Below are 24,795 nucleotides of genomic sequence, written 5' to 3'. Positions count from 1 at the left end.
TGCCGCGGTGGGCAGGGACTGGGTGCCGATGCGGGTACGGGCCGGGGTGACGGCGGATGAGCTGGCGCGCCGCATCGCCGCGCAGCGGGCGTCCTTCCTGGCCACGGGCTGGTCTCCGGGCGGTACGGGTGGCGAGGTCGAGCTGTCCGCGCGTGACACCGGGCCTGCCGGGCGTGCCGCCGCAGCCGCGTGGCGCAGGGCCGACGGGGAGCTCCGTGACGTGGTGGAGATACCGGTGGACGGGGCAGGGTGGCCGTCGTTCCGGGTCGCCGTGATCGGCGCGAATCCGCTGCTCCCGCCGTCGTGGCGCGACGCCGCGTGGTCGAGCCTGAGTCCGGCGCGGGCGCGTGCGGAGTTCGCGCGGTGGCAGTGGTGGTACGCCGAGATCACCGCCGGTCGGATGGGCTCCTACCTGGACCGGCTGCGGCTGTGGGAGGAGAGCCGGGAGCTGGCGGCCTGTCGGCAGGCGGCGCTGGAAGCGGTGGCGGTGGCGGGTGCGCGACCGGTGGCCCGCGCGGCCTCGCCGGCGTTCCTGGCCGCCAAGGCGGGCCTCGCCGGGCTCCCGGTGCCGCCGCCCGCCCTTGAGCCCGGTCCGGTGCCGACCGGCGACGGGCCGATGCCGCCGGCGGACCTGGAACAGGCCTGGGCGGGTCTGCGCGTTTACCGCCGTGCGCTGGCCGCGGCGATCGTGGAGGTCAACCGCACGGGTCCGCGCTCGTTGCGGCTTGCCACGCCCCCGCGCGTGGGGGAGCCCGCCGGGGACGTCCGCGACCCGTGGCTGGAGGACTTCTTCACCTGGGCGGCTCCGTACCTGAGCGACGGCTGCGGCCTCTACCTGTGGGCGTGACCGGGCGCTCAGGTCAGGCGGTCAGGAATTCGAGCTGCTCCAGCGCTTGTCCGAACCAGCCCGCCGCATCCGGGTCGTCGGTCGCCAGGAACGCCGCCTCCAGCCTGCCTGCGGGAACGCCGGTGCGCAGCCAGGCCCGGACCTCGCGGTGATAGCGGTCGTCGCGGGAGAAGGTCCAGCCGAAGTCGTCGATGTAGCGGGCCAGGTGCAAGGTCGCGGCCTCGCCGGGCTCCTGCGCCCAGACCGCCAGGTACGGCTCGGCCGTGTGCATGGCGGCGATGCTAGGCGAACGACTGCTCCGCCCGCCGACCTTTCCCAGCGCGCTCGCGCGGTGCCCTTCCTTAGAACTTGGCGCCGGTGCGACCCCAGGGTTTGTAGGTGGACAGGATGGTGGCGACGGTCAACACGATCACCGAGGCGATGGAGCCGTCGAGGACCTGCTGGGCCGGGTCGGTGAGCAGGCCGGCGCGGGCGGCGTCGACGGCGTCGACCAGGGCCGGGTGGCGGGTCAGCAGCGGGACGACGAGCACGGCGACGTTGAGCACGAGTTTGACGGCGACCCACCAGTGGCGGAGCACGCCCCAGTGGCTGCCCACGCCCAGGATCACGCCGGTGACCAGCGCGGCCAGGCCCAGGGGCAGCATCGCGGCGTTGTCGAAGGCCAGCATCAGGGCGTACGTCGCCTCGCGGGTGCCCGGGTCGCCGGAGGCCTGCGCGCTCAGTGCCATGACGAGCAGCGCGTACGCGACGCCGAGCCAGCCGACGGACGTGACGACGTGTGCGGTGAGCAGGAAGCGGCGGGCGTTGCGGGGCAGCCGCGGCGGGCCGGGCCGGGTGCGTTGCCTGTTCCGGGTGGGGGTGGCGGTGGCGGTCACGGGTTGTCTCCTGTCCAGCCGGGCCGGACCAGGCCCGACTCGTACGCCTCGACGACCAGGTGGGCGCGGTCGCGTGCGCCGAGCTTCACCATGGCCCGGCTGACGTGGGTCTTGGCGGTGGCCGGGCTGACGAACAGCCGCTCGGCGATCTCGTCGTTGGACAGCCCGGCGGCGACCAGGGCCATCACCTCGCGCTCGCGGTCGGTGAGCGCGTCCAGCGCGGCCAGCCGCCCGGAGTCCTTGGGCCGCCGCGAGCGCTGGGCGTACTCGGCGATGAGCCGGCGGGTGACGCCGGGGGACAGCAGCGCGTCGCCGCGGGCGACCACCCGCACGGCCTGGATCAGGTCGGCGGGTTCGGTGTCCTTGACCAGGAAGCCGCTGGCCCCGTCGCGCAGCGCGTCGAACACGTACTCGTCGAGGTCGAACGTGGTCAGGATGACGACCTTCACCTCGGCCAGCGCCGGGTCGGCGGCGATGCGGCGGGTGGCCTCGATGCCGTCCAGGCGCGGCATGCGGATGTCCATGAGCACGACGTCGGGGCGCAGCGCGGCGGTCTGGCGTACGCCCTCCTCGCCGTCGCCGGCCTCGCCGACCACGGTGATGTCGTCCTGCGCGGACAGCAGGGCCCGGAACCCGGCGCGGACCAGCGCCTGGTCGTCCACCAGCAATACCGTGATCATGATTCGCTCCCGGTGGGCAGGACCGCGCAGACGGTGAACCCGCCCTCGGCACGCGGTCCGATCGCGACCGTACCGCCCAGGGAGGCGACCCGTTCGCGGATCCCGGACAGGCCGTTGCCGTCGGCGGTGTCGCCGCCGCGGCCCCGGTCGGTGACGTCGACGACCAGCTCGTCGGTGTCGTATCCGATCGTCACCTGCGCGTGGTCGACCCCGGCGTGGCGGTGCACGTTGGTCAGCGACTCCTGCACGATCCGGTACGCGGCCAGGTCCACCGGCGTGGGCAGCTCACGGGGTGTGCCGGTGACCCGGACGTCGACCCGCAGCCCGGCCCCGGCGAACCGCTCGACCAGCTCGTCGAGCCGGTCGATGCTCGGCGCCGGGCTGCGGGGCGCCTGCTCGTCGACGCCGCGCAGCACGCCCAGGGTGGCGCGCAGCTCGCGCAGGGTGTCCCGGCTGGCCGTCTTGATCGCGGCGAGCGCGGTGCGGGCCTGCTCCGGGTCGTCGTCGAGCAGGTGCAGCGCCACCCCGGCCTGCACGTTGATCAGGGAGATGTGGTGGGCGACGACGTCGTGCACCTCGCGGGCGATGCGCAGCCGCTCGTCGCCGACCCGGCGGCGGCGCAGCTCCAGCATCCGGTCCCGGTTGCTGCGCATCACCTGCGCGATGAGCAGCACCCCGACCAGCACGCCCGCGACCACGACCCAGTGCCAGGACAGCAGGGGCTGCTCGCGCAGCCGCCAGCCGACGAGCACGAACAGGGCGTACCCGAGCCCGGCGGTGACCCAGGCCGCGGCCCGGTGCCCGAGCACCACCGCGAAGATCAGGCTGAACAGGAAGGCGAGGAAGAACGGCCCCCACGGGTAGCCCAGCGCGACGTAGGCCAGGGTGAGCGCGCCGACCGCGGCGAGGGCGGCGTACACGTGCATACGGACCAGCCACATCGCGGCGGCGGATCCGGCCAGCAGGGCATAGCCGAACCAGTCGAGCGCGCGGGGTGCGACGGCGCCGTCGAGGCTGCCGGCGACCGTCGCGGCGAAGGTCACCCCGACCATCTGGATCAGGGCGATGAGCACGGGGAAGAACCTGCGTCCCCGGACTCGTTGAGGGTGTTCCCAGGTCATGCCCACCACGCTAGGCGCGGCGGGGGCACCCCGTCGTCGCACACCGGGAGTGACCCCGTCTACTCCCCGGGGAGTACAAGGAAGGGCACCTTCCCATCGCCATGGGTAGAGGAAGGTGCCCTTGTTAACGCCGGCACAGCCGTGGCCTGCGGGTTCAGGCGGGGATCGGGCGGGTGGCGGTGGCCAGGCCCGCCAGCACGGCCATCGCCTGGTCGGCGTCGGCGCAGCCGACGAACAGGTGGTCGTGGAAGTATCCGGCCACCACGTTGCAGCTGATGCCGACGTCGGCCAACGCGGTGGACACGGCCGCGGTCAGCCCGACGGCGTCCAGGGCCGAGTGCACCCGCAGGGTGATCCACGAGGCGACGAAGTCGTAGGGCAGCCCGGCCGCGTCGGCCTCGGCCCGCATCACCACCAGCGTGGTGCCCTCCGGCTCGGCGACCATGACGACCGGGTGCACCCCCGGCGGGACGTTGCCCGTGACGGTGGTGAAGACGTATTCGTACGGGTGGCGCTGGGGCTGCAGCCCGTGCAGCAGCGCGCCGAGGTCGCGTTCTCCGGTCACGACTGCCATCCTGTCAGTTCCGCGGGCCATCTCAGGTCACCGTGACCGCGAGCGTCTGCCAACCTGTCGCGCCGTCGGGGAACGGGTCGGCGCGCTGCTCGGCCTGCACCGCGCCGGTGCTGTCGACGGCGCGTACCCGCAGCGTGTGGTTGCCGGCGGTGGTGGCGGGCCAGTCCCACACCCACTGCACCCAGGTGTCGGTGGACGGCACCGGCAGCAGCCGGGCCTGCTGCCACGGCGCGTCGTCGACCTGGACCTCGACCGCGCTGATGCCGCGGTGCTGCGCCCAGGCGACCCCGGCGACGGTCACCGTGCCCGCGGGGAGCTGCGCGAACGCCTTGGGACGGTCGATGCGCGAGGCGGTCTTGACCGGGCCCATCTGGGCCCAGCCGCGCTGCACCCAGTAGGCGTCGAAGCTGCTGAAGGTCGACAGCTCCAGCGACGTGATCCATTTGGCGGCGCCGACGTAGCCGTAGAGGCCGGGGGTGAGCATGCGGACCGGGAAGCCGTGCTCCAGCGGCAGGGCCTGGCCGTTCATGCCCAGCGCCAGCATCGCGTCACGGCCGTCGAGCACGGTGGCGACCGGGGTGCCGATGGTGATGCCGTCCGCGGCCCGGGCGACGATCTGGTCCGCGCCGGCCTGCACGCCCGCGGCGCGCAGCAGCGGTGCCAGCGGCACTCCGAGCCAGCGGGCGTTGCCGACGTACGGGCCGCCGACCTCGTTGGACACGCAGTTGAGCGTGATGTCGCGTTCGATCAGCGGCTGCTTGAGCAGGTCGTCGAAGCTGAGCTCGACGGGGCGGTCGACCATGCCGGTGATCTGCAGGCTCCACTGGCGCGGGTCGATCCGGGGCACTGTCAGCGCGATGTCGACGCGGTAGAAGTCCTGGTTGGGCGTGTAGAAGCCGGGCGTCTGCTCCGGGGGCGGGCCCGGGTCGGCGGGAGCGGGCAGGGTGATCGCGCCGCGGGCCTCGTCGGCGGCCTGGGCACCGCTGCGGCGGATGATCGCGGCGAGCCCGCCCGCGAGCGCGGTGCCCAGTGCGACCAGCCCGGCCGCGACGAGGAACGAGCGCCGCCCGGTGCGGCCCGGTGCGGCCGTCGTCTCGGGGCCCGGTGGGGTCGCGGTCGCAGCTTCGGGGTGCTGCGGAGTTGCTGCGCCCGCGTGAGCGCCCGGGTCCGATGGCGTCCATGGCTTCGTCGCAGCCGTGCCTGCGGCGGAATCCGGAGCGGGCACCGGGGATGGGGGCGGGGGTGCGGTGACGGCTTTCGGGGCCAGCCAGGCCAGCAGGACGGCGGAGACGGCTCCGGCGAGCAGGGACGGCAGGGCGTCGAGTGGGCGGGCGCCGGGGCGGGCCAGTGCGGCGGCCGCGCCGACCAGGCCGAGCGCGCCGATGGCGAGCAGCGCGGCGGTCCGGTGGCGCACCGCGAGCACCCCGACCGCGGCGGCCAGGGCTGCGAGTACGACCAGGATGGTGCCGATGAGCAGTGGTTTGTCGTTGGTGCCGAAGGTCGAGACCGCGTACTCCTTCACCGGCGTCGGGGTGGCGTCGATGACGGTGCCGCCGATGGCGACCAGCGGCGAGGATTCGGGCCGCACCAGTGAGGCGACGAGTTCGGCGGTGGCGATGCCGCCGGCGGCGGCCAGCAGCCCGCTGAGCGCGGGACGGATCAGGCGTCGCATGGGAGTCCTCCTCGGAGGATTGGGGAAGGGCGCCTTCCGCGCGGAAGGCGGGCGGAGCCGGCTGCGGCGACGGGCGCCCTTCCCACCGTCCGTCAGGACGGAGGCATGAGCACGCTGTCGACGAGGTAGACCACGCCGTTGCGGGTCTGGATGTTGCCGCAGACGATCATCGCGGTGTCGTTGACCTTGAAATCGGTGCCGCTGCCGGTGACCGTGACGTCCTGGCCTTCGAGCGTCTTGTGGGTGCCGGCGAGCGCGTCGGGCGCGGTCTTTCCGGATACGACGTGGTAGGTCAGGATCTTCTTGAGCATGTCCTTGTCGGCGAGCACCTTGTCCAGGTCGGCCTTCGGGATCTTCGCGAAGGCCTCGTTGGTCGGTGCGAAGACGGTGACGGCCTCGGCGCTGTTGAGCGTGTCGGCCAGGTCACCGGCCTGGATCGCGGCGACCAGCGTGGACAGCTGCGGGTTGGCGGCTGCCGCGGTGGCCACCGGCTGCTGGGCCATCATCTCCAGGCTGCCCGGGTTGGCCGGGTCGGTGGGGATGCCGGCGCAGGCCGGTCCGAACTCGCCGCCCGTGGTGCCGCCGGGCATCGACGGCAGGGCCGTCGGCATCGTGGTCGGCACGGCGGTCGGCTGCGTGGCCGTCGTCATGGTCTCGCTCCCGCAGGCGCTGAGCGCCAGCGAGAGCGAGAACGCGGCGACGGCCGCGAGCGCGGTGAGCTTCCTCTTCCCGTACATGACGGTGGTTCCTTTCCTCCGGTGAAAACCTCCACCGGTGATTCGACACTGAACCCGTCATGGTTTGGAGCGATTAGCGCGATTTTTGTCGGTTTTTTTCTACTTCATGGGGATCTCGGCGATGATGGGCAGTGTCGGGCTGGCCGAACCACCGGCCGGCTCCACGGTCAGGCCCATCGCGTCGGCGGCGTTGACCCCGCTGACCAGGCGCGTGGCGGTGCCCTGCCCGGCGGCGAGCACTCCGGCCGAGTACGGCGTCGTGCCCTCCATCAGCCAGAACTGGTACGCCTTCTGCGCCCCCGGCGAGTGCGTGGCCAGCAGGATCACCGCGGCGTCCTGGCTGGACGAGGCCACCACGGTGACCTTGCCGCCACCGGCCACGTCGGAGGTGCGCACCGTCGCGTCCTGCGCGGTCAGCACCGCCTGCGTACGCGCCAGTTCCTGCTGCGCGGCCTGCGCCGTGGCCCGCTCGTCGCGCAGCCGCTGCTCCTGCACCGTCCAGGTCGCCCCGCCGACCAGCGCCGCGACCAGCAGGCACGCGGCCGTGGTCAGCGCGACCGGATGCCGCCACCAGCGCGTGGGCTCGCGCCGCACGCGCACCGGCCGGGCCGGCGGGATCTGCCGGGTGCGCCGCACCGCGGCCAGCACGTTCTCCCGCAGCGCGGGCGGCGGCACCGACCAGGCGTCGTCGGCCAGCCGCGCCACGGTCTCGTTCAGCTCGGCCACCTCGGCCGCGCACGTCTCGCACCCGCGCAGGTGCTGGATGAACGTCTCGCGCTCGGACTCGTCCAGCGCGTGCAGCACGTACGGACCGGCCAGAGAGTGGATCTCGCTCATGCCGACACCTCGCTCCGCTCGCCGCCGCTGGCATATGCCGAGCCCATGATTCGCGTGCTCATGCCGACACCTCCACGCCGAGGCAGTCGCGCAGCCGGATCAGGCCGTCGCGCATGCGGGTCTTCACGGTGGGCAGCCCGGCGCCCAGCAACTGGGCGACCTGCTGATAGGTGTAACCGCCGTAGTAGGCCAGAGTGATCGCCTCACGCTGCAGGTCGGTGAGGGTCTTGATGCACCGGCGCACCTGCTGGCGCTGCAGCCGCGCGGTGGCCTGCTCGACCACCTCGTCGGCGGGCGTCTGCGTCGCCTCCGGCGCCATCCGCTGCACCCGGTCCAGCGCGGCCTGTTCGGAGCGCACCCGGTCCACGGCGCGGCGGTGGGTGATGGTGAAGACCCACGCGGTCGCCGAGCCGCGCGCCGGGTCGAAGCGGCTGGCGGTGCGCCACACCTCCACCAGCGCCTCCTGCGCGACCTCCTCGGCCTGCGCCGGGTCGCGCACGACGCGCCGGGCCAGCCCGTAGACGCGCGGTGCGACCAGCTCGTAGAGCCTGGTGAAGGCCGCCTCGTCGCCGCGGGCCACGGCCCGAAGCAGCGTCTCGGCGTCGGCGGGCGGCGCCACGTCGGGCACGCTCGACAGCCGGTCGGGCCGTTGGTACGGCTGTTCGTCACCGTTCACAGTTCCGCCCTTCCGGCATGGATCTGTTCACCCGTCACTTGCGTATCAACGCTTATTCGGCGCCGAACCCGTCGCGGATGGGTCAGATCTCATTCACCGCCCACTGCGATCATCGCCCGTTCGTGCCGCCACCGCGACACCGACGACGACGCCGAGCACAGGAAGGCCGATGTCGATCGGGTGATCCGCCTCTCAGGGGAACGCGCCTGACCAGGTCAACTGCGTATGGTCAGGAAACGGAACCGTACCGTTCCGCATCTCCCTTCCCCCCGGAGCCTGTCATGAGCCGTGCCCGCGTGCCCGCCGGAGCGCCCCTGTGCGCCGCCGTGCGCGAGCTGCTGTGCGAGGTCGGCTACGACAAGATGACCATGGACGCGATCGCGTCGCGCGCGCACATGAGCAAGGCGACGCTGTACCGGCACTGGCCCGGCAAGCCCGACCTCGTCGCCCAGGTGCTGCGCCAGCAGCAGGCCGACGACGTCGCCCCCGCCGACACCGGCGGCCTGCGCGGGGACCTGATCGAGCTGCTGTCCGTCGCGGCCCGCTGCGTCGTCGACGAGGGGCCGCTGATCCACGCGCTGTCCTTCGCGATGCAGACCGACCCCGAACTCGCCGGCATCGTTCGCGGCCAGGTGTATCCCGAGATCCACCGGCACACCGAGGAGCTGCTGGAGCGTGCGGTGCAGCGCGGCGAGATCAAGCCGCAGCCCTTCGACAGCCTCTTCCCCGACCTCGTCACGGCGCTGCTGATGGCGAGGCACCTCGGACACGGCCGGCCGCTCGACGACGAGTATCTGGCCCGGGTCTGCGACGAGGTCCTGCTCCCCGTCCTGGCCCGCTGAAAAACCCCCACCGAAAGGCACGACGATGACCACCACGGTCTCCCGACCCGAGGCTGCGGAGCCTTCCGCCGCCGCCCCGAACCCCCGGCGCTGGCTCGCCCTGACGATCATCGCCATCGCGCAGCTGATGGTGGTCCTCGACGCGACCATCGTGAACATCGCCCTGCCCAAAATGCAGGTGGACCTGGGCATCACCGACGCCGAGCGGCAGTGGGTGCTCACCGCGTACACGCTGACCTTCGGCGGTCTGCTGCTGCTCGGCGGCCGCATCGCCGACTACTGGGGCCGCAAGCGCACCTTCATCGCCGGTGCGATCGGCTTCGCGGCCGCGTCCGCGCTGGGCGGTCTGGCCTGGGACGGCCTGAGCCTGTTCGCCGCGCGCGGCCTGCAGGGCGCGTTCGGCGCGCTGCTCGCCCCGGCCGGACTGGCCCTGCTGACGGTGCTGTTCACCGACGCCAAGGAGCGCGCCAAGGCATTCGCCGTGTACGGCGCCATCGCCGGCGGCGGCGCGGCGGTCGGCCTGCTGCTGGGCGGCGTGCTCACCGAGTACGCCGACTGGCGCTGGTGCCTGCTGGTCAACATCCCGATCGCGATCATCGCCATCGCGGCGGCGATCCCGTTCGTGCCGGAGAGCAAGGCCGAGGGCAACACCCGCTACGACATCCCCGGCGCGATCGCGGTCACCCTGGGCCTGGTCGCCCTGGTGTACGGCCTGACCAAGGCCGCCGAGCCGGAGCACGGCTGGGACTCCCCGGAGGCGCTGGCCTACATGGGCGGCGGCCTGGCGCTGCTGGTCGTGTTCGTGGTCATCCAGAAGTTCTCGAAGAACCCGCTGCTGCCGCTGCGCATCCTGCTCGACCGCAACCGCGGCGGCGCGTACCTGTCCAGCACCCTGACCGGTGCCGGCCTGATGGGCGCGTTCTTCTTCCTGACCTTCTACTTCCAGGGCGTGCTCGGCTACACCCCGATCGAGGCCGGTCTGGCCTCGCTGCCGATCTCGGCGGGCGTGTTCATCTCCGCGGGCATCGCCAGCCAGCTGCTGCCGAAGCTGGGCGCGAAGCCGCTGATGATCGCCGGTGCGGTGCTGGCCGCGGGTTCGATGCTGTTCCTCACCCAGATCGGCGTGACCACCGCGTACGCCAGCCACGTGCTGCCCGGCGCGATCGTGCTCGGCCTCGGCCTGGGCTTCACGTTCGTGCCGCTGTCCAGCCTCGCGCTGGTCGGTGTGCCGCAGCACGACGCCGGTGCGGCCAGCGCGACGCTGAACGCCACCCAGCAGGTGGGCGGCTCGCTGGGCGCGGCGCTGCTGAGCACGTTCGCGCTCAACGCGACCACGGACTACGCGACCGAGCACCTCAAGCCGGGCATGGACCCGCAGGTGGCGGGGTTCGTGCAGGCCGAGGCGGCGGTGCACGGGTTCGCGACGGCGTTCGCCTGGGGCGGCGGCCTGCTGGTCGTCTCCGCGATCGTGATCACGGTCCTGATCAAGGTCCGCAAGTCCGACCTCCCGACGGAGGGCGCGGTCCACGTCGGCTGACGCCGGACTGCCGATCCGTTCTCAATAGACGCTGGCCTATCTGATCGAGAATTCGTAGATCGAACTCGATCAGATAGGCCAGCGTTTATCTATGGAGGCGTGGTCAGGCGCCCTTGGGCGGCTTGGTGGAGCAGCCGTTCTTGCTTTCCCAGGTGCTGATCTCGGGGACGGGGGACTTGGCGGTGCCCTTGCGCCACGCGTCGAGGTAGCGCCAGGGCCAGATCACGCCGCGGCGGATCCACCAGTCGCCCGTGCGCGCGCACACCGGGGACATGCCGAAGTGCAGGTGGCAGGCGCTGGCCAGACCGGTCCGGCCGACCTTGCCGAGCTGCTGCCCGGCGGTGACCCGTACCCCCGCGCGGATCTTCGCGTCGATCGCGGAGAAGTGCGAACCGTAGTAGCGCACGCCGTCGTCGCCGAGCAGCGACACCGACTTGCCGCCGCGGGTCGCGCCGTCGTCGTTCTTCGGGTCGTAGAGGTCCACCGGCGAGATCTCCAGCACCACGCCGTCGATGGCCGCGACGACGGTCGCGCCGCACGGCGCCATGATGTCGGTGGCCTGGTAGTCGTGGTGGGTGCGCCCGTAGGAGGTCTTGCCCAGCACGGGGAACACGTGGTGGACCGCGGGCGGCGACGCGGCGGTGGAGGGCGAGGGCGAGGGCGCGGCGTCCGGCGTCGCGCTCGGGGCGGGCGTGGCCGCCGCGGCCGGCGTGAACACGGGCCTTTCCGCCGGCCCGCCGCACGCGGCGAGCGCCAGGACGGTCACGAGGCCGAGCGGCACAAGGTGGGAACGCACCGCCCGACCCTACTCCCGCGACTCGGGCCGGGCAGACCGCCGGAATCCGACAGTGGCCGCCGTGACGTCCCGGGCGCGGCGTCGGGTACACAGGATGTCCACGTCCTTCAGGGACGGCACCCGCCGCTGCGGGTGAAGCCCGCCGGGCCTGTCACGTGTCCGTCCGGCCTCACCTGGGCAGCCGCGAGTCAGGCACGCAGGCTGGAGGGATCCGGGTGAGCTATGAGCCGTCCGAAGCCGCACGGGAGCGCTTCGCCCGCCAGCAGGAACGCCTGCACGCCGAGCTGCTCGGCAGTGGCCTGCCGGTGTTCGCGCTGGCTGGCCCGGCGCTGCCCGGCGCGGCACGGTTCGCGGGCCTGGGGCAGGCCGACGGCCGGATCACCAGCGTCCGCGTCGTGCACGGCGAGGGTTTGACGTTGCCCTGGGCCGCCGTGGAGACCGTCTGCCGGTCCGGCACGTCGTTCGATTCCGGGCCGCTGCGGGGGGAGGTCGAGGTGGGCATGCGCGGGCACGGTCACCGGTTCGCCGACGTCGAGTGGACCGAGGGGGACACCACGGTCCTCGTCGACGGCGTGGCCGTGGCCGGGCGGCTCGTACGGGCCGGCGACCGCTGGTGGGCGGCTCGCTGCAGCCGCCAGGACGTCGAGATCACCGTGGTGGCTCGCGACTGGCGTCCCGAGGTGCTCAGCGTGCACGCCGTGACCGAGCTGACGGCGATGCTGGCGCGCCCGCACGTCGGCCCGCCAGGTTCCGGCACGGGGCCCGACGACCCGGAGGCCGCGCGGGTGCCGGCCGGCGAGCCGCATCGTGTCCTGGCGGACGTCTGCCTGCGGCTGGGCCGGGAGCGTGCGGCGTTGCTGGCCGACGGCGGTCCGGGGCCGCGACTGCCCGGGTACTGGCGCACCCTGTGGCGGGCGGCCGTGCGGCGGCAGATGGAGCTGGCCGATCAGCCGGAGCCCGTGGCCGACCGCGCGGTCAGCGGCATGCTGGCGCAGCTGTCGACGTTGCAGGACGGGGCGGACTGGTTCCGTGCCGACGCCCGCCTGCGGGAGCGAGCGGTTGCCGAGACGCTGCTGTTCGCCACGTCGCTCAGCGAGGCCGTGTCCAGCGCCGGGGCGCAGCGCGCATGGCAACGCCGCGAGGAGACCGTCCGTCGCCCTGACCTGCCGGTCCAGATCCGCGCGGCGGCGGACGAGGACTGGCGCGACGCCTGGTCCGCGTGGGCGAACGGCCACGCCGCGGACCCCGCCCGCTGACCGCAGGTCACCGGCAGGCGAGGTCGAGAAGGAGCCCTTTCCTTACCTACCGCGACAAGCAGGGCGGCTGCTCATCTCGTTGACGCGAGCCGACGGCGCTCTTCCATTCAAGGGCCGCGTTCGGCGTAGCGGACGACGGTGCCGAAGACGCGGTCGTGCCAGGCGCGGCGCTTGGCGTCGGTGAGCACGCCGACCATGCCGACCAGCCACAGCACGGGGATGGCCAGGCCGATGACCGCGCGCAGCAGGGCGCGGCAGAAGCCGACGTGGCGGCCGTCGGTGCGGCGCACGACGGTGCCGAACAGCAGCGCGCCCAGGGTCTGGCCGGTCATCCACCAGCAGCCGGTGAAGTAGACGACGGGCAGCACCGCGGCGACCACCGCCGACGCGGCCTTGAGCCAGCCCGGTGGTTCGCCGGCCAGCGCGGACCAGACCGCCGGCACGCCGGAGACGGCGAAGGACGACGCGACCGCCAGGAGGCCGGCGTCGATGGCCAGCCCCGCGATCCGGGAAACCATGCCTGCATACGGTGGATGTTGGCCAGCCGCGGTCACCGATCACCGTTCGCGCTGTGGCGGTGGAAGACCCGGCGGAACGAGGACTCGATCCGGTCGTCGGCGGTCGCGGAGGTCTCGCGCAGCTCGTCGGTGGCGTTGGCGAGCACGCCGCGGCTCTGCTCGGTGATCAGCTCCTGGAGCCGCGGGTCGCGGGTCATGTCGTCGATCACCACGGGGATGACCTTGCGCCTGATCTCGGGGATGGCTCCCTCGACCAGCCGCGGCACCACACTGTTGATCAGGTATGGCATCAGGTTGTCCACCATGCGCGGCACGATCGACTTCTCGACCCAGGTCAGGCTCTCGTCGACGGTGTCGCGCAGCGCGACGGCCGCGGCGGCCCGGCTGGACACGAGAGTGTCGCGTCCGCGCAGCCCGGCGGCGGTGACGACGTCGCGGGCGGTGTCGATCGGCGACGCCGAGGGCAGCGCGGCGCGGGTCGCCCCGGCCAGCCGCCGGGCCCGGTCGCGGGTGGCCTCGCCGACCCGGGTCCCGGTGCGCACGGCGAGGTCGAAGCTCTGCTGGGTGAGGCCGACGGCGATGGCGACCGGGGAGCGGGCACTGGCGGGGGAGGGCTCGACGCCGCTGGTGAGCAGGTCCTCGATGCGGGCCTGCTCGGCCGGGTCGGCCGGGCCGGTGAGTCTGCGGAGTCGTTCGGCGACGAGCATCGCGGCGCCGAGGGCGAGTTCGGGCACGCCATGCCGCGCCCTCGCGGGATCGGTCATAACATGAATTTACGCCAGACAGTTACATAGCGGGGTGAATGCCAAAGTAATACCCGCCGGTAACGAGTGTTCGCGTCGGCCGGCCGAAGGTCCGGATGGCCGACAAACGCCCGGACGGGGCGGCCCGTTTCCGGGCGCGCACCGGTTTACAGCGGTGGAGCGGGCCACGGCGGCCCGCCGCAACGCTGGAGGCGGCACTTGTCCCGGATCTTCGACGGCGTCTGGTCGTGGCTGGTCGCCGCGGCTGCCGAGACCTCGTGGCGCGAGCTGATGCCGCTGGGCCTGGCCGGCGCGTTCGTGTGGGGGCTGTGGCTCTACCGGGTGCTGCTGTCCCGGCTGGACCGGCCGATCCTCAACGACTTCCGCACCTCGGTGTCGGTGGTGGTGCCCTCCTATCGCGAGGATCCCGACATCCTGCTGGAGTGCCTGCGCAGCTGGCTCGCCCAGGGCCCCGACGAGGTCGTCATCGTGCCCGACGTCGGCGACACCGAGGTGCTGCGGCGGCTGGCCGCCGTCGACGACCGGCGGCTGCGCGTGCTGCCGTTCACCCACCGGGGCAAGCGCTCGGCCCTGGGCGTCGGCATCCGCGCCGCCCGCGGCGAGCTCGTCGTGCTGGTCGACTCCGACACGCGCTGGCAGCGCGGGCTGCTGGCGGCGGTGCAGATGCCGTTCGCCGACCCGACCGTCGGCGGCGTCGGCACGCAGCAGAACGTGCACCAGCGCACCACCAGCGTCTGGCGGCGCATCGCGGACTGGCTGGTCAACCTGCGCTACTACGACTACGTCCCGGCGATGGGCCGGGCCGGGGCGGTGGCCTGCCTTTCCGGCCGCACCGCCGCGTACCGGCGCTCGGTCGTCCTGCCCGTGCTGGACCACCTGGAGAACGAGTTCTTCCTCGGCCGGCGCTGCGTGGCCGGCGACGACGGCAGGCTGACCTGGCTGGTGCTGGCCTCGGGCTACCGCACCGTGCACCAGTCCTCGGCCCGGGCGATGTCGATGTTCCCCGCGACGTTCTCGGCCTTCGTCAAGCAGCGCGTGCGCTGGAGCCGCAACTCGTACCGCTGCTACCTGACCGCGCTGTGGAAGGGCTGGTTGTGGCGCACCCCGCTGGTCACGAAGATCACCGTGCTGCAGATCCTGCTGACCCCGGTGACCATGGGCATGGCCCTGGGCTACCTGCTGCTGTCCCGGCTGGAGCTGAGCCCGCGCGGCGCGGTGGTGGTGCTGTTCTGGCTGCTGGCCGGCCGGGGCATCCGCGGCTGGTCGCACCTGCGCCGGCATCCGCGGGAGGTGCTGATGCTGCCGCTGGTCGCGGCCGTGGTCATCCTGATCTCTTTGCCGATCAAGCTGTACGCGTTCGCCACCATGAACAAGCAGGGCTGGCTCACCCGCGGCGCCGACCGCATCGGCGGCGACGGCCAGGCCGCGAGCACGCTGTCGGCGTCCCCGCCCACGCCCACCGGGCGGCGGGCCGTGGCCGTGTCGTCGGAGGCCGCGTGATGCGGCCCGCCCGCCCCACGGCGACCCCGCCGGCCCGTCACGGCACGGCCGCTGCCGCGCTCGGGCGCTCGGCCACTGCCGTGCTCGCGCTGCTGCTCACCGCGCTGCTGCTCCCCGCGGGCGGCGCAGCCGGTGCGGCCGCCGCGCCCCCGGCCGCGGCCCGCACCGCGTCCCACGCCGCCACCGCCGGCGCCGCGGCGGCCGACTCCGAGCGCCAGGCCGCACTGGTCGCCGCCGAGGACCGGTGGCTCAACCAGGTGCGCGCGGTCACCGCGGTGGCCCCGCTGCGCGACCTGCTCAACCGCGCCCCGGGCAGCAGCACGCAGAAGTGGAACCAGCCCTACCGGCTGGACACCGCGGGCGGCTACACGCTGGTGCTGACCGCGCGCACGGCCGCGTACACCGTCGACGACCTGCTGCGCCTGGCGCCGCAGACGTTCGTCCGCCAGCCGCAGGGCGCTTACCTGCTCACCGAGAACATCTACGTCAACTCCGGGGCGCGGCTGAAGCTGGCCCACCCCGGCGGCCTGGAACTGCGCCTGGCCAGCCGCAGCAGCGGCTTCGTGGCGATCGTGTCGTTCGGCGGCGGCCTGACCCTGGAGGGCACCAAGCAGGCCCCGGTGCGGGTCACCAGCTGGGATCCGCGCACCGGCAAACCCGACACCGAGGTCGGTGACGGGCGGGCGTACCTGCGGGCCATCGGCGGGCACTTCGCGATGAGCCATACCCGCGTGTCCCACCTGGGTTTCTGGAGCGGCCGCACCGGCGGGGTGAGCCTGACCGGCACGGACCGGCCCGACACCGGCGCGGTCGAGGGCCCGAGCGCGGCGACCCCCGGCCGGCTCCTGCCGGGCGAGGTGCGCGTGCTGTCCGGCGGCCGCGTCGCCACCCCGGACAGCCGGTTCACCGTGCCCAGCCTGTCCTACGTGTCCGGCGCCATCAGTGACAGCGAGCTCGTCGGCAACGCGTACGGGCTGTTCGTGTCCAGCGCCGACGGCATCAAGATCACTGACACGACGGTACGCGACAGCCTGCAGCACGGGGTGGTGCTGCACCGTTTCGCCACCAACGCGGTCATCGAGCGGACCCTGTCGCGGAACAACGGCGGCGACGGCTTCCTGCTCTCCCGCGCCACCCAGCAGGTGCGCATCACCAACACGACCGCCGAACGCAACCGCGGCAACGGGTTCACCCTCAGCGGCCGGCCGCTCGCCGACGGCCCCTCGGCGTCCGGGCAGTCGACCGCCAGCTACGGCGCCAACACCGTCTCGCACAGCGCCGCCCGCGGCAACGGCCACTACGGTTTCGAGATCCTCGGCGGCATCGCCGTCAGCATCCAGGAGAACCAGATCGAGGGCGGTGACATGGGCATCGTGGCCCGGCTCGGGGCCCGCGACCTGACCGTGACCGCCAACCGGCTCAAGGACCAGCGCCGCCAGGCGATCGCGATCCGCGACGGCGTCGCCAAGGCCCGCATCACCGGCAACCTCATCGAGACCACGCAGACCGGGGTGTACGTGCGCGACTCCGTCGCCGAGGTCCGCGGCAACACCATCCACGACGCGAACAGCCACGGTGTCACCTTCGTCGGCGCGGTCGGCGGCTCGGTCGCCGCGGGCAACGCGATCACCGGCATCGGCCCCAGCGCGCTGGACACCGGCCGTGCCGCGGGCAAGGTCACCCTGCGCGACAACCAGACCGACGCCTGGCTGGACACCAGCACGCTGTGGGCGCGGGTGCGCCACTACGCCAGCCCGATGACGCTGCTGTGGACCGCGATCCTGCTGCTGATCCTGGTGCTGGCGTTCCGTCGCCGCCGCGACGACCACGGCCACCCGTACGCGGCGACGAAACCGCTGTTCCCCCGCGACGGCGGCGAGCCGGCCGGCGGACGGCACGAGCACGGCAGACCGAGCCCGCGCGAGGTCGCCCGCGGCCGGGCCCGGGTGCCGGTGATGGCCGAGTGAGCGAGGCGTACCCGCCGCCGCCCGACGGCGAGGCGATCCGGTCGGGGCGGCGTCCGCGCCCGCGCGGGCTCGCGCTGGTGCTGCCGTTCGCCGCGACGTCGCTGCTGGCCGGGATGCTCGTCCTGCTGCTCATGGCCCTGACCGCCTGCCGTGGGCCGCGGCCGGACGGCACCGCCGGACCCGGGGCCGGCCCGCCGCCGTCCACCGGCGCCAGGTCGGCCGCCCCCGGCGCCACGACGGCCCGCGTGCACGGCACCCCCGCACCGTCGGTGAGCGGCACCTCGGGCCGGAGCCCGGCCCAGGCCTGCCCTCCGGGCACCGTCGTCGTGGCCGACGCGGCGGCGCTGGCCGCCGCGCTGGCGCGGGCGCGGCCCGGCGACAGCATCAGCCTGAAAGACGGGGTGTACGCGGGCCGCTTCGCGGCCACCGCCCCCGGCACCGCCGCGAAACCCGTGCACCTGTGCGGCGGCCCCGGCGCGGTCCTCGACGGCGGGGGCACCGGCCACGGATACGCCCTGCATCTCGAAGGTGCCGACCACTGGCGGCTGACCGGTTTCACGGTCCGCAACGCGCAGAAGGGTGTCATGCTCGACCGCACGAGCCACGCCGTGCTCACCGGCCTGACCGTCGAACACATCGGCGACGAGGCGATCCACCTGCGCGCCGGCAGCACCGACAACGTGGTGCAGCACAGCACCGTGCGCGACACCGGCCTGCGGCGGGCGAAGTTCGGCGAGGGCGTCTACATCGGCACCGCGACCAGCAACTGGTGCGACGTCACCGCCTGCGAGCCCGACCGCAGCGACCGCAACGTGATCCGCGGCAACCGGATCAGCGCGGTCACCGCCGAGCCCGTCGACGTCAAGGAGGGCACCACCGGCGGGATCGTCGAGGGCAACACGTTCGACGGCGCGGCCATGACCGGCTCGTACGCCGACTCGTGGGTGGACGTGAAGGGCAACGGCTGGCTCATCAAGGGCAACACCGGTCGGCACTCGCGGGGTGACGGCTTCCAGACCCACCGCGTCGCCGACGGCTGGGGCGACCGCAACGTGTTCACCGGCAACACCGCCGCCGTCGACGGCCCCGGCTGGGGCTTCCACCTCGCACCCGTCGCCGGGAACGTCGTCGCCTGCGACAACACCGTCACCGGGGCGGCCAAGGGCCTGGCCAACACGGGCTGTCGCCGGACATGGTGAAGCCCGGGAGACTGTCCTTCTCCCGGGCCTCGGGGTGCCGCCGATATGCACACACCAGCACGTTTAAGCGAACGGGTCAGTATGAAGACCCCGTGTCTCTACCGTTTGGACTACCGCCCCAGGAAGAGGAGCGGGCCGGGCTCGAACCGGCACCCCGGGGATTTCGCCCGTACGCGGTCGATCTGGTGTTCGGCGGCGAATGCTGAGTCTGGAGCGAGAATCTGAGTTTGATCGCGGCTGCCTCTGCCATGTTGGGCTACCCCCGCAGGTGGTGCAGGGGGTGGGACTCGAACCCACACTGTCACCGCGTTGTTCAGCTTCGACTTCAGTTTCAGCTTGCGCTTCCGCGCCCCCCGCCCTCCGGCGGGGAGTTCATGGGTCAGGCGAACAGGTAACCGAAGACCCGGTCGCCGACGTGCTTGTCGACCGCCTCGGCGTTGTTGGCCTCCTCGCGGGCGAACTTGACCGCCTGCTGCAGCTTCTCCACCCGCTCCAGCAGCGTCGACACCCGCTTGGCCGGCAGCGCGCCGGAGAACTTCACCGTGGTCCAGTAGCCCACCGCGATGTCCTCGTAGTACACCTCGACCTGCGCCGGGTGCTTCTCGGTCGCCTCGGCCTTGACGTGGTTGCGGGGCACCTTCTTGGTGCGGATGGTGCGCACCGGCTCCGTCGACCAGCAGTCCGCGGAGTCGCTGAACACCCACGACTCGGCGGCGTCGAGCACCGGCAGCTTCTTGACGAAGGTGTGCAGGTCGGTGAGCTGCTTCTCCAGGAACAGCAGGTAGGTCACCGGGACGTCGGACAGCAGCACCCGGTCGTCGACTGTCACGTCGGCGCGGGCCACGCAGTTGGTCGCGTCCTTGGTCGCGGTGACGTCGAACAGCCGGGTCAGCGTCGTGCCGATCTGGCGCAGCACGTCCTCGGCGCGGGTCTGCACCTTCGTGGACTCCGGCGGCAGCTGCTCGCCCTCCTCGTCCTTGGCCTGGTACGTCCGCGAGATGCCCGACAGCAGCGCCGGCTTCTGCACGGCGTGGTGGGCCTCGGTCAGGTCCTGGAACGAGCGGGACTTGATGCCCTTCTCGACCGCGATGATCTGGTTCAGCTTCGCCATGAAGTGTTCCTCCCGCGGAGTGACGCTAGGGGATCACCCGTGCGGGCGGCAAACCGGATTCCGGCCTCGCCGACTCAGTTGATCAAGTACGGTGAACTCCTGGCGGAGTCGGGGGTGGTCGGCCGTGGTGATCGGCTTTGCGATGCTGGCCACCGGGTTCGTCTTCGTCTGCGGCGCCAACGACGGCGCGGCCCTGCTCGCCCTGGCCCTGCGCCAGCGCGAACTGCCGCTCTACGGCGTGCTGGCCGTGCTGCTCGCCGCGATCATCGCCGGTCCCGCGCTGTTCGGCCTGGCCGTGGCGCACACGTTCACCGATCGCCTGGTCGACGCGGGCGGCGTCCGCGGACCCCTGGTCGTGCTCGCCGGGGTCGGCGTGGCGCTGGCCCTGGTGCTCACCCTGGCCTGGCGCGGCGTGCCGACCAGCGTCACCCTCGCGGTCCTCGGCGGACTCGCCGGCGTCGGCGCCGGGCTCGGCGTGCCGCCCGCCTGGTCCACGCTGGCCGTCGTGCTCGCCGTCGCCGCGCTCGCGCCGCTGCTCGGCGGCGGCCTCGGCTACCTGCTCGGGCTGGCCGCGCGCCGGCTGCCGACCACCGCGCGGCTGCCCCGCGCGATGCGGTACGCGCACGTCACCGCGTTCGCCGGGCAGAGCCTGGCGTACGCCGCCAACGACGGGCAGAAGATGTTCGCCGTGGTCGGTGTCGCCCTCGGTGTCGCCCATCGGGCCCCCGGCATGCAGGCCCCGCCGCTGCTGCTGCTCTGCGCGACGGCGGCGGTGTTCGCGGCCGGGGCGGTGCTGAGCCTGCGGCGCATGGCCCAGGGTGTGACCGGCGGGCTCACCCCGCAGCGGCCGTGGACGCTGGTCACCGCCGGGCTCGCCTCGGCCACCGCCGTGTTCGGCAGCGCCGGCATGGGCGTGCCCGTCAGCATGACCCAGTCCGCCACCGCGGGCCTGGTCGGCGCGGGAGCCAGCACCGGCGTACGGCGCATCCGCTGGCAGTTCGCCACCCCGGTGCTGACCGCCTGGCTGGTCACCGTCCCCGCGAGCCTCACCCTGGGCTACGCCGCGGGCCTGGCCCTGCGGAGCACGCTGTGACCGCCCGGCCTTCACCGACGCCGGGGCGGCGACCGTGATCAGGCTGCGGCGGGTGCTCGACGATCTCGCGGGGCGCGCGCCCAAGCGGGTGCTGGCGATCGTGCTGGCACAGATCGACGCCGCCCTCGAAGGGGTGGCGCTGGCGGTGACGGTCACCATCGGGGAGATCGAGCCGCCGCTGGCCCGGCTGCGCATCGCCGAGATCGAGCACGACGGCGACGCCCACCGGGGACGGCTGGTCGCCGAGCTGGCCGCGACGCTGACCACCCCGATCGACCGCGAGGACCTGTTCCGGCTGTCCCGCTCCGTCGACGACGTGCTCGACCACCTGCGCGACTACGTACGCGAGACGGACCTCTACGGCGTGCGCCTGGACCACAACGCGGTGGCGATGCTGGAGCAGGTCGCCATCGGCCTGCGCGACCTGCGCCGAGCCCTGGACCGGCTGGTCGACCGCCCGGTCGAGGCCGCCGAGGCGGCGCTGGCCGCGCACAAGCGTTCCGGCCGGGTCCGCCACCTCTACGCCCAGGGCCTGGCCGAGCTGCTCAGCGGCGAGGTCACCGGCCCGGTGCTCAAGCAGCGCGAGCTGCTGCGCCGCCTCGACGTGGTGGGGCTGCGGCTGGCCGAGTGCGCCGACGCGCTCGCCGACGCGATGCTCAAACGCAGCCTGTGACCGCCGGGGTCACTTGTCGTTCGCGCCCGGCCCGACCCAGCGGCCCAGCGGCCGGTCGGTGGCGTTGTCGTCGTCGTCCTTCTTGGACCGGTCGACGGTCGCCAGCAGGCCCGCCAGCCCGCCGCTGCCGATGCCGCTCTTGGACAGGCGCTGGTCGAGTTCGGTCGGGCCACCCGAGCCGGCGTCGGTCAGCGCCAGCATCTGGGCGGCCTCCTCTGGGCTGAGCCCGTATGCGGCGGTGACCTCGGCTGGGTTGGCGCGGGCGTGCGCGGCGAACTCGGGGTCGATCGCCATGCGCTCGACGACCTCAGGGAACCGGGACATGATCAAGGTCCTTTCGCTGGGTGGTCCATTGTGCGGCGTTGGTGCGACATCGTCCATACGTGGTCACGATGACGACGGTCACGTGACAGCGCGGCTTGCGGCATCATGGTGGCACCGACGGGGAGGTCGACGATGCTGCTGACGGTGGTGGGTTGTGCCGGGTCTGTGCCCGGCCCGGACAGTGCCGGGTCCTGCTACCTGGTCGAGCAGGACGGACATACGGTGCTGCTGGACCTGGGCACGGGTGCGGCGGGGCCGTTGCAGCGGCACTGCGATCCGGCGTCGCTGGACGCGGTGCTGATCTCCCACGCGCACGCCGACCACTGTGCCGATCTCGCCTCGATCGCGTACCTGCGCCACCGGGTGCAGGCGGGGCCGCTGGACGTGTACGGGCCGGCGAACCTGCGCGACGAGCTGAACTGGCGGCACCCGGCGCCGCAGTTCGCCTTCCACGAGCTGCCGTCGGGGCCGCTGCGCTCCGGGCGGCTGGAGGTCACCGTCGCCGCGGTCGAGCACGGCATCGAGGCGTACGCGTTCCGGGTCGGCGACGCGCTGTGCTACTCCGGCGACACCGCGCCCTGCGAGGCGCTGGACAAGCTCGCCCAGGGCTGCGAGGTGCTGCTGGCCGAGGGCGCGGGCTTCGACGACACAGGTGTGCCGCGGCACCTCACCGCCGGTGACGCGGGGCGGCTCGCGGCGCGTTCCGGTGCGCGGCTGCTGGTCCTGACGCACCTGCGTTCCTGGCTGGACCACGGCCGCCTGCTCGACGAGGCCGCCCGGTACGCGAACTGCCCGGTCATCCTGGCCCAGCCGGGCCTGCGCCTGCGTTTCTAGCGCGCCCTGCGCCGGACCGTCACCGGCGGCGGTCCAGGCCGGCCAACTGCCAGGCCAGGCGGCGCTGGAAGGCGGCACTGCGGCCGAGCAGCCCGAGCACCAGGTTGCGGGCCGGTCGCCAGGCCGCCCGCACGGTCGCCAGGCTGGTGAGCCGGTCGGCCAGCGCGACGACCTGGTGGGCGTGCGCGCGGTGCGTGGCGGCGTACTCGTCGAGCAGGTCGGGTGACGCGCCGTCGAGGACCTGGGAAAGGCGGTCGCCGAGGGCGGCGGCGTCGTCGATGCCGAGGTTCATGCCCTGGCCGCCGGCCGGTGAGTGGACGTGGGCGGCGTCGCCGGCCAGCAGCACCCGGCCCTGGCGGAACGTGTCGGCGATGCGGTGGTGCACCCGGAACCGTGATCCCCACACCACCTCGCGTACGACGACCGGCGACGCCTTCGGCCCGCGGGTGTCGAGCAGGTGCTGCACGAACGCGACGTCGGGCTGTTCGGGCGCGGTGTCGACCGTGGCGACGATGCGGTGCGTGCCGTCGGGCAGCGGCGCGACGACGACCATCCCGGCGGGGGAGAAGTACAGGACGACCTCGGAGCTGGTCACGTCGCCGTCGAGGCGGACGTCGGCCAGCGCGAACGACTCGGCGTAGGCGCTGCCGGTGAAGCCGATCCCGGCGCCCTCGCGGACCGTGCTGTGCATGCCGTCGGCCCCGATGAGGTAGGCGGCGCGGAGCCGGCGCCCGTCGGCGAGGGTCGTGGTGACCCCGGTGTCGTCCTGCGTGACGGCGAGCACCGTGGCGGGGCGCAGCACCGTGCCGCCCAGCTCCTTGAGCCGGGCCAGCAGCACGGCCTCGGTATCCGCCTGGGAGATCATCAGGGTGTACGGGAAGGGCGTGGGCAGCCCGCCGAACGGCACCGCGACGAGCAGCCGGTCGCGGTCGCGGATGGTGAACCGCGACGCGCGGATCCCTAGGGCGTCGAGGGTGGCGCTGACGCCGAGCGGCTCCAGCACCTCCAGGGTGCGGGCGTGCACGACGGCGGCGCGGGACGTGTTGGCGCCCTCGGCCTGCGTGTCGACGACGGTGACGGTGTGTCCGCGCTGGGTGAGCGCGACCGCGGCGGTGAGTCCGGCGGGGCCGGCTCCGACGATCAGGACGTCGACGGTCGGGGTGGACATGGCTTCCTCCAGGTCAACGATTGTTGGCCAACATCTGTTGACATCGACGGTAGGCGTACCTCGGGTTGATTGTCAACAGGTGTTGGCCTACAGTTGTTGGCATGCGGCGCACCTCGGTGGAAACGAAGTCGATCATCCTCGCGGCGGCCCGTGAGCGGTTCGCCGCCGACGGGTACGAACGGGCCACCATCCGGTCCATCGCCGCCGACGCGCAGATCGACCCCGCCATGGTGATGCGCTACTTCGGCAGCAAGGAGAAGCTGTTCGCCGCGGCGGCCGAGTTCGACCTGCGCTTCGACGCCCTCGCCGGCGTCCCGCGCGAGCAGCTCGGGGCGGCCTTCGTCCGGCACTTCCTGCGGCAGTGGGAGGCCGGCGAGGCACTGCAGGTGCTGCTGCGCACCGGCATCACCAACGAGGGCGCGGCCGAGCGCATGCGCGAGATCTTCGCCGGGCAGCTCGCCCCGAGGATCGCCGTGCTGACCGGCGACCCCGCGAGCGCGCCCGTGCGCGCCGCGATGATCAGTGCACAGATGCTCGGCATCGGGCTGGCCCGCTACATCCTGCGTTTCCCGCCGGTGGTGGCGATGTCCGAGGACGAGCTGGTGTCCTGGCTCGGCCCGACGATCCAGCGTTACCTCACTGCTGAATGAAACGGGCGCGGGCCGGTCACGGCCGCCGGGTAACCTCCACGACGTGGAGGAGATCGTTACTTATGTCGAGATGACCGCTCGTGGTCAGCTCCGTCCGGCAGCTCCTGTGCCCGGCCTGGCCCTGGAATCGCTGGACCGAAGCTCTCCGGCGATCGTCGACCTGCTGGCCAGGATCGGCGCGCCCTACGGCTGGCGGAGCGCCAGCCGGACCGAGGAGGAATGGGAACTCTGGTTCGCGGAGTGCCCGGATCGGACTTTCTGGCTGCTGTCCTTCGAGGGAGCGCCCGCCGGCCTGGTCACCTGCGATCTTCAGCCGGGTGAAGAGGTCGAGATCAGAAGCTTCGGTCTGCTACCGGAGTTCGTCGGCAAGGGCCTCGGGGGCTACGCCCTGACCCTCGGCATCCTGCGGGCGTGGGACCTCGCCCCGGCCGTGACCAGAGTCTGGTTGCACACGTCGACGTTCGACCATGAGAACGCACTACCCAACTATCACGGCCGAGGGTTCCGCACCTTCAAGACCGAGACGGGCGACCGCGGCTGAGCA

The 24,795-nt window shown here is 72.9% G+C and carries 27 protein-coding genes; 12 read left to right on the top strand and 15 right to left on the bottom strand.

Annotated features, from left to right (window positions below; genetic code table 11):
* The first annotated feature begins 7 nt into the window (after nucleotides 1-7).
* Nucleotides 8-847, top strand: coding sequence for a hypothetical protein (locus tag HAV39_RS11330; protein ID WP_191839138.1), 840 nt, complete (start codon nucleotides 8-10; stop codon nucleotides 845-847).
* Nucleotides 848-860: 13 nt separating this feature from the next.
* Here the strand turns inward: HAV39_RS11330 and HAV39_RS11325 are convergent, their stop codons facing one another.
* The 9 genes from HAV39_RS11325 to sigK all read right to left on the bottom strand — a co-directional run bounded on the left by HAV39_RS11325 (nucleotide 861) and on the right by sigK (nucleotide 8,019).
* Entirely contained in the window at nucleotides 861-1,118 is a 258-nt protein-coding gene (locus HAV39_RS11325) for a hypothetical protein (RefSeq protein ID WP_191839137.1), read from the bottom strand.
* A 70-nt stretch (nucleotides 1,119-1,188) separates the two neighbouring features.
* Nucleotides 1,189-1,722 carry a DUF2269 family protein gene (locus HAV39_RS11320; RefSeq protein ID WP_191839136.1) on the bottom strand — a complete coding sequence of 178 codons (534 nt, stop codon included), beginning with the start codon at nucleotides 1,720-1,722 and terminating at the stop codon, nucleotides 1,189-1,191.
* Nucleotides 1,719-2,402, bottom strand: coding sequence for a response regulator (locus HAV39_RS11315; RefSeq protein ID WP_191839135.1), 684 nt, complete (start codon nucleotides 2,400-2,402; stop codon nucleotides 1,719-1,721). The genes HAV39_RS11320 and HAV39_RS11315 overlap by 4 nt, the downstream gene beginning before the upstream one ends.
* Nucleotides 2,399-3,523: a sensor histidine kinase gene (locus tag HAV39_RS11310; protein ID WP_191839134.1), complete on the bottom strand. Its 1,125-nt coding sequence runs from the start codon at nucleotides 3,521-3,523 to the stop codon at nucleotides 2,399-2,401. The genes HAV39_RS11315 and HAV39_RS11310 overlap by 4 nt, the downstream gene beginning before the upstream one ends.
* 154 nt (nucleotides 3,524-3,677) lie before the next feature.
* Entirely contained in the window at nucleotides 3,678-4,088 is a 411-nt protein-coding gene (locus tag HAV39_RS11305; protein ID WP_120319436.1) for an ACT domain-containing protein, read from the bottom strand.
* A 31-nt stretch (nucleotides 4,089-4,119) separates the two neighbouring features.
* The gene (locus HAV39_RS11300; RefSeq protein WP_191839133.1) at nucleotides 4,120-5,769 is read right to left on the bottom strand and encodes a molybdopterin-dependent oxidoreductase; all 1,650 of its coding nucleotides are present in this window, start codon (nucleotides 5,767-5,769) and stop codon (nucleotides 4,120-4,122) included.
* Nucleotides 5,770-5,861: 92 nt separating this feature from the next.
* Entirely contained in the window at nucleotides 5,862-6,506 is a 645-nt protein-coding gene (locus HAV39_RS11295) for a fasciclin domain-containing protein (protein ID WP_191839132.1), read from the bottom strand.
* Nucleotides 6,507-6,605: 99 nt separating this feature from the next.
* The gene (locus HAV39_RS11290) at nucleotides 6,606-7,343 is read right to left on the bottom strand and encodes an anti-sigma factor (RefSeq protein ID WP_191839131.1); all 738 of its coding nucleotides are present in this window, start codon (nucleotides 7,341-7,343) and stop codon (nucleotides 6,606-6,608) included.
* Nucleotides 7,344-7,401: 58 nt separating this feature from the next.
* Entirely contained in the window at nucleotides 7,402-8,019 is a 618-nt protein-coding gene (sigK, locus tag HAV39_RS11285; protein WP_373311808.1) for an ECF RNA polymerase sigma factor SigK, read from the bottom strand.
* 281 nt (nucleotides 8,020-8,300) lie between these two features.
* On the opposite strand from sigK, the gene HAV39_RS11280 reads away from it, so the two are divergent.
* Both HAV39_RS11280 and HAV39_RS11275 read left to right on the top strand, forming a co-directional pair.
* Nucleotides 8,301-8,861 carry a TetR/AcrR family transcriptional regulator gene (locus HAV39_RS11280; protein WP_191839130.1) on the top strand — a complete coding sequence of 187 codons (561 nt, stop codon included), beginning with the start codon at nucleotides 8,301-8,303 and terminating at the stop codon, nucleotides 8,859-8,861.
* A gap of 25 nt (nucleotides 8,862-8,886) precedes the next feature.
* On the top strand, nucleotides 8,887-10,398 hold the full coding sequence (locus HAV39_RS11275) for an MFS transporter (protein ID WP_191839129.1): 1,512 nt from the start codon (nucleotides 8,887-8,889) through the stop codon (nucleotides 10,396-10,398).
* Nucleotides 10,399-10,501: 103 nt separating this feature from the next.
* Here the strand turns inward: HAV39_RS11275 and HAV39_RS11270 are convergent, their stop codons facing one another.
* Nucleotides 10,502-11,194 carry a M23 family metallopeptidase gene (locus HAV39_RS11270; RefSeq protein ID WP_191839128.1) on the bottom strand — a complete coding sequence of 231 codons (693 nt, stop codon included), beginning with the start codon at nucleotides 11,192-11,194 and terminating at the stop codon, nucleotides 10,502-10,504.
* A 215-nt stretch (nucleotides 11,195-11,409) separates the two neighbouring features.
* On the opposite strand from HAV39_RS11270, the gene HAV39_RS11265 reads away from it, so the two are divergent.
* Nucleotides 11,410-12,450 (top strand): hypothetical protein, encoded by a 1,041-nt coding sequence (locus HAV39_RS11265; RefSeq protein ID WP_191839127.1) that lies wholly within the window; start codon nucleotides 11,410-11,412, stop codon nucleotides 12,448-12,450.
* A 107-nt stretch (nucleotides 12,451-12,557) separates the two neighbouring features.
* Here the strand turns inward: HAV39_RS11265 and HAV39_RS11260 are convergent, their stop codons facing one another.
* Both HAV39_RS11260 and HAV39_RS11255 read right to left on the bottom strand, forming a co-directional pair.
* Entirely contained in the window at nucleotides 12,558-12,968 is a 411-nt protein-coding gene (locus HAV39_RS11260; RefSeq protein WP_191839126.1) for an RDD family protein, read from the bottom strand.
* Nucleotides 12,969-13,000: 32 nt separating this feature from the next.
* Nucleotides 13,001-13,732, bottom strand: a complete 732-nt coding sequence (locus HAV39_RS11255) for a hypothetical protein (RefSeq protein WP_147433000.1) — start codon at nucleotides 13,730-13,732, stop codon at nucleotides 13,001-13,003.
* Between the two features lie 198 nt (nucleotides 13,733-13,930).
* Here HAV39_RS11255 and HAV39_RS11250 point away from each other — a divergent pair, with 198 nt between their 5' ends.
* Genes HAV39_RS11250 through HAV39_RS11240 form a run of 3 tightly spaced genes read left to right on the top strand, consistent with a single transcriptional unit; the run spans nucleotide 13,931 to nucleotide 18,398 of the window.
* Nucleotides 13,931-15,232 carry a glycosyltransferase gene (locus tag HAV39_RS11250; RefSeq protein WP_191839124.1) on the top strand — a complete coding sequence of 434 codons (1,302 nt, stop codon included), beginning with the start codon at nucleotides 13,931-13,933 and terminating at the stop codon, nucleotides 15,230-15,232.
* Entirely contained in the window at nucleotides 15,232-17,199 is a 1,968-nt protein-coding gene (locus HAV39_RS11245) for a right-handed parallel beta-helix repeat-containing protein (RefSeq protein WP_191839321.1), read from the top strand. The genes HAV39_RS11250 and HAV39_RS11245 overlap by 1 nt, the downstream gene beginning before the upstream one ends.
* Entirely contained in the window at nucleotides 17,196-18,398 is a 1,203-nt protein-coding gene (locus tag HAV39_RS11240; RefSeq protein WP_239120716.1) for a right-handed parallel beta-helix repeat-containing protein, read from the top strand. Before HAV39_RS11245 ends, HAV39_RS11240 begins: the two co-directional genes overlap by 4 nt.
* 379 nt (nucleotides 18,399-18,777) lie before the next feature.
* Here the strand turns inward: HAV39_RS11240 and HAV39_RS11235 are convergent, their stop codons facing one another.
* Entirely contained in the window at nucleotides 18,778-19,509 is a 732-nt protein-coding gene (locus tag HAV39_RS11235) for a DUF7873 family protein (protein ID WP_120319448.1), read from the bottom strand.
* A 124-nt stretch (nucleotides 19,510-19,633) separates the two neighbouring features.
* Here HAV39_RS11235 and HAV39_RS11230 point away from each other — a divergent pair, with 124 nt between their 5' ends.
* Together HAV39_RS11230 and HAV39_RS11225 are read left to right on the top strand one after the other, a co-directional pair.
* Nucleotides 19,634-20,602 (top strand): inorganic phosphate transporter, encoded by a 969-nt coding sequence (locus HAV39_RS11230; protein WP_203736368.1) that lies wholly within the window; start codon nucleotides 19,634-19,636, stop codon nucleotides 20,600-20,602.
* Between the two features lie 34 nt (nucleotides 20,603-20,636).
* The gene (locus HAV39_RS11225; protein WP_203736369.1) at nucleotides 20,637-21,275 is read left to right on the top strand and encodes a DUF47 domain-containing protein; all 639 of its coding nucleotides are present in this window, start codon (nucleotides 20,637-20,639) and stop codon (nucleotides 21,273-21,275) included.
* 9 nt (nucleotides 21,276-21,284) lie between these two features.
* Here HAV39_RS11225 and HAV39_RS11220 read toward each other — a convergent pair whose 3' ends face one another.
* The gene (locus HAV39_RS11220) at nucleotides 21,285-21,599 is read right to left on the bottom strand and encodes a hypothetical protein (RefSeq protein WP_191839123.1); all 315 of its coding nucleotides are present in this window, start codon (nucleotides 21,597-21,599) and stop codon (nucleotides 21,285-21,287) included.
* Nucleotides 21,600-21,731: 132 nt separating this feature from the next.
* Between HAV39_RS11220 and HAV39_RS11215 the strand changes: the two genes are divergently transcribed.
* The gene (locus tag HAV39_RS11215) at nucleotides 21,732-22,433 is read left to right on the top strand and encodes an MBL fold metallo-hydrolase (protein ID WP_203736370.1); all 702 of its coding nucleotides are present in this window, start codon (nucleotides 21,732-21,734) and stop codon (nucleotides 22,431-22,433) included.
* A gap of 19 nt (nucleotides 22,434-22,452) precedes the next feature.
* On the opposite strand, the gene HAV39_RS11210 is transcribed toward HAV39_RS11215, so the two are convergent.
* Nucleotides 22,453-23,601: an FAD-dependent oxidoreductase gene (locus HAV39_RS11210; protein WP_191839122.1), complete on the bottom strand. Its 1,149-nt coding sequence runs from the start codon at nucleotides 23,599-23,601 to the stop codon at nucleotides 22,453-22,455.
* Nucleotides 23,602-23,702: 101 nt separating this feature from the next.
* On the opposite strand from HAV39_RS11210, the gene HAV39_RS11205 reads away from it, so the two are divergent.
* Both HAV39_RS11205 and HAV39_RS11200 read left to right on the top strand, forming a co-directional pair.
* Nucleotides 23,703-24,251, top strand: a complete 549-nt coding sequence (locus HAV39_RS11205; RefSeq protein WP_191839121.1) for a TetR/AcrR family transcriptional regulator — start codon at nucleotides 23,703-23,705, stop codon at nucleotides 24,249-24,251.
* 43 nt (nucleotides 24,252-24,294) lie between these two features.
* Nucleotides 24,295-24,792 (top strand): GNAT family N-acetyltransferase, encoded by a 498-nt coding sequence (locus HAV39_RS11200; protein WP_191839120.1) that lies wholly within the window; start codon nucleotides 24,295-24,297, stop codon nucleotides 24,790-24,792.
* Nucleotides 24,793-24,795 lie beyond the last annotated feature (3 nt).

This window comes from Catellatospora chokoriensis, assembly GCF_011297315.1.
GTDB lineage: Bacteria > Actinomycetota > Actinomycetes > Mycobacteriales > Micromonosporaceae > Catellatospora > Catellatospora citrea.
This window is presented reverse-complemented; position numbering and strand designations above follow the sequence as displayed.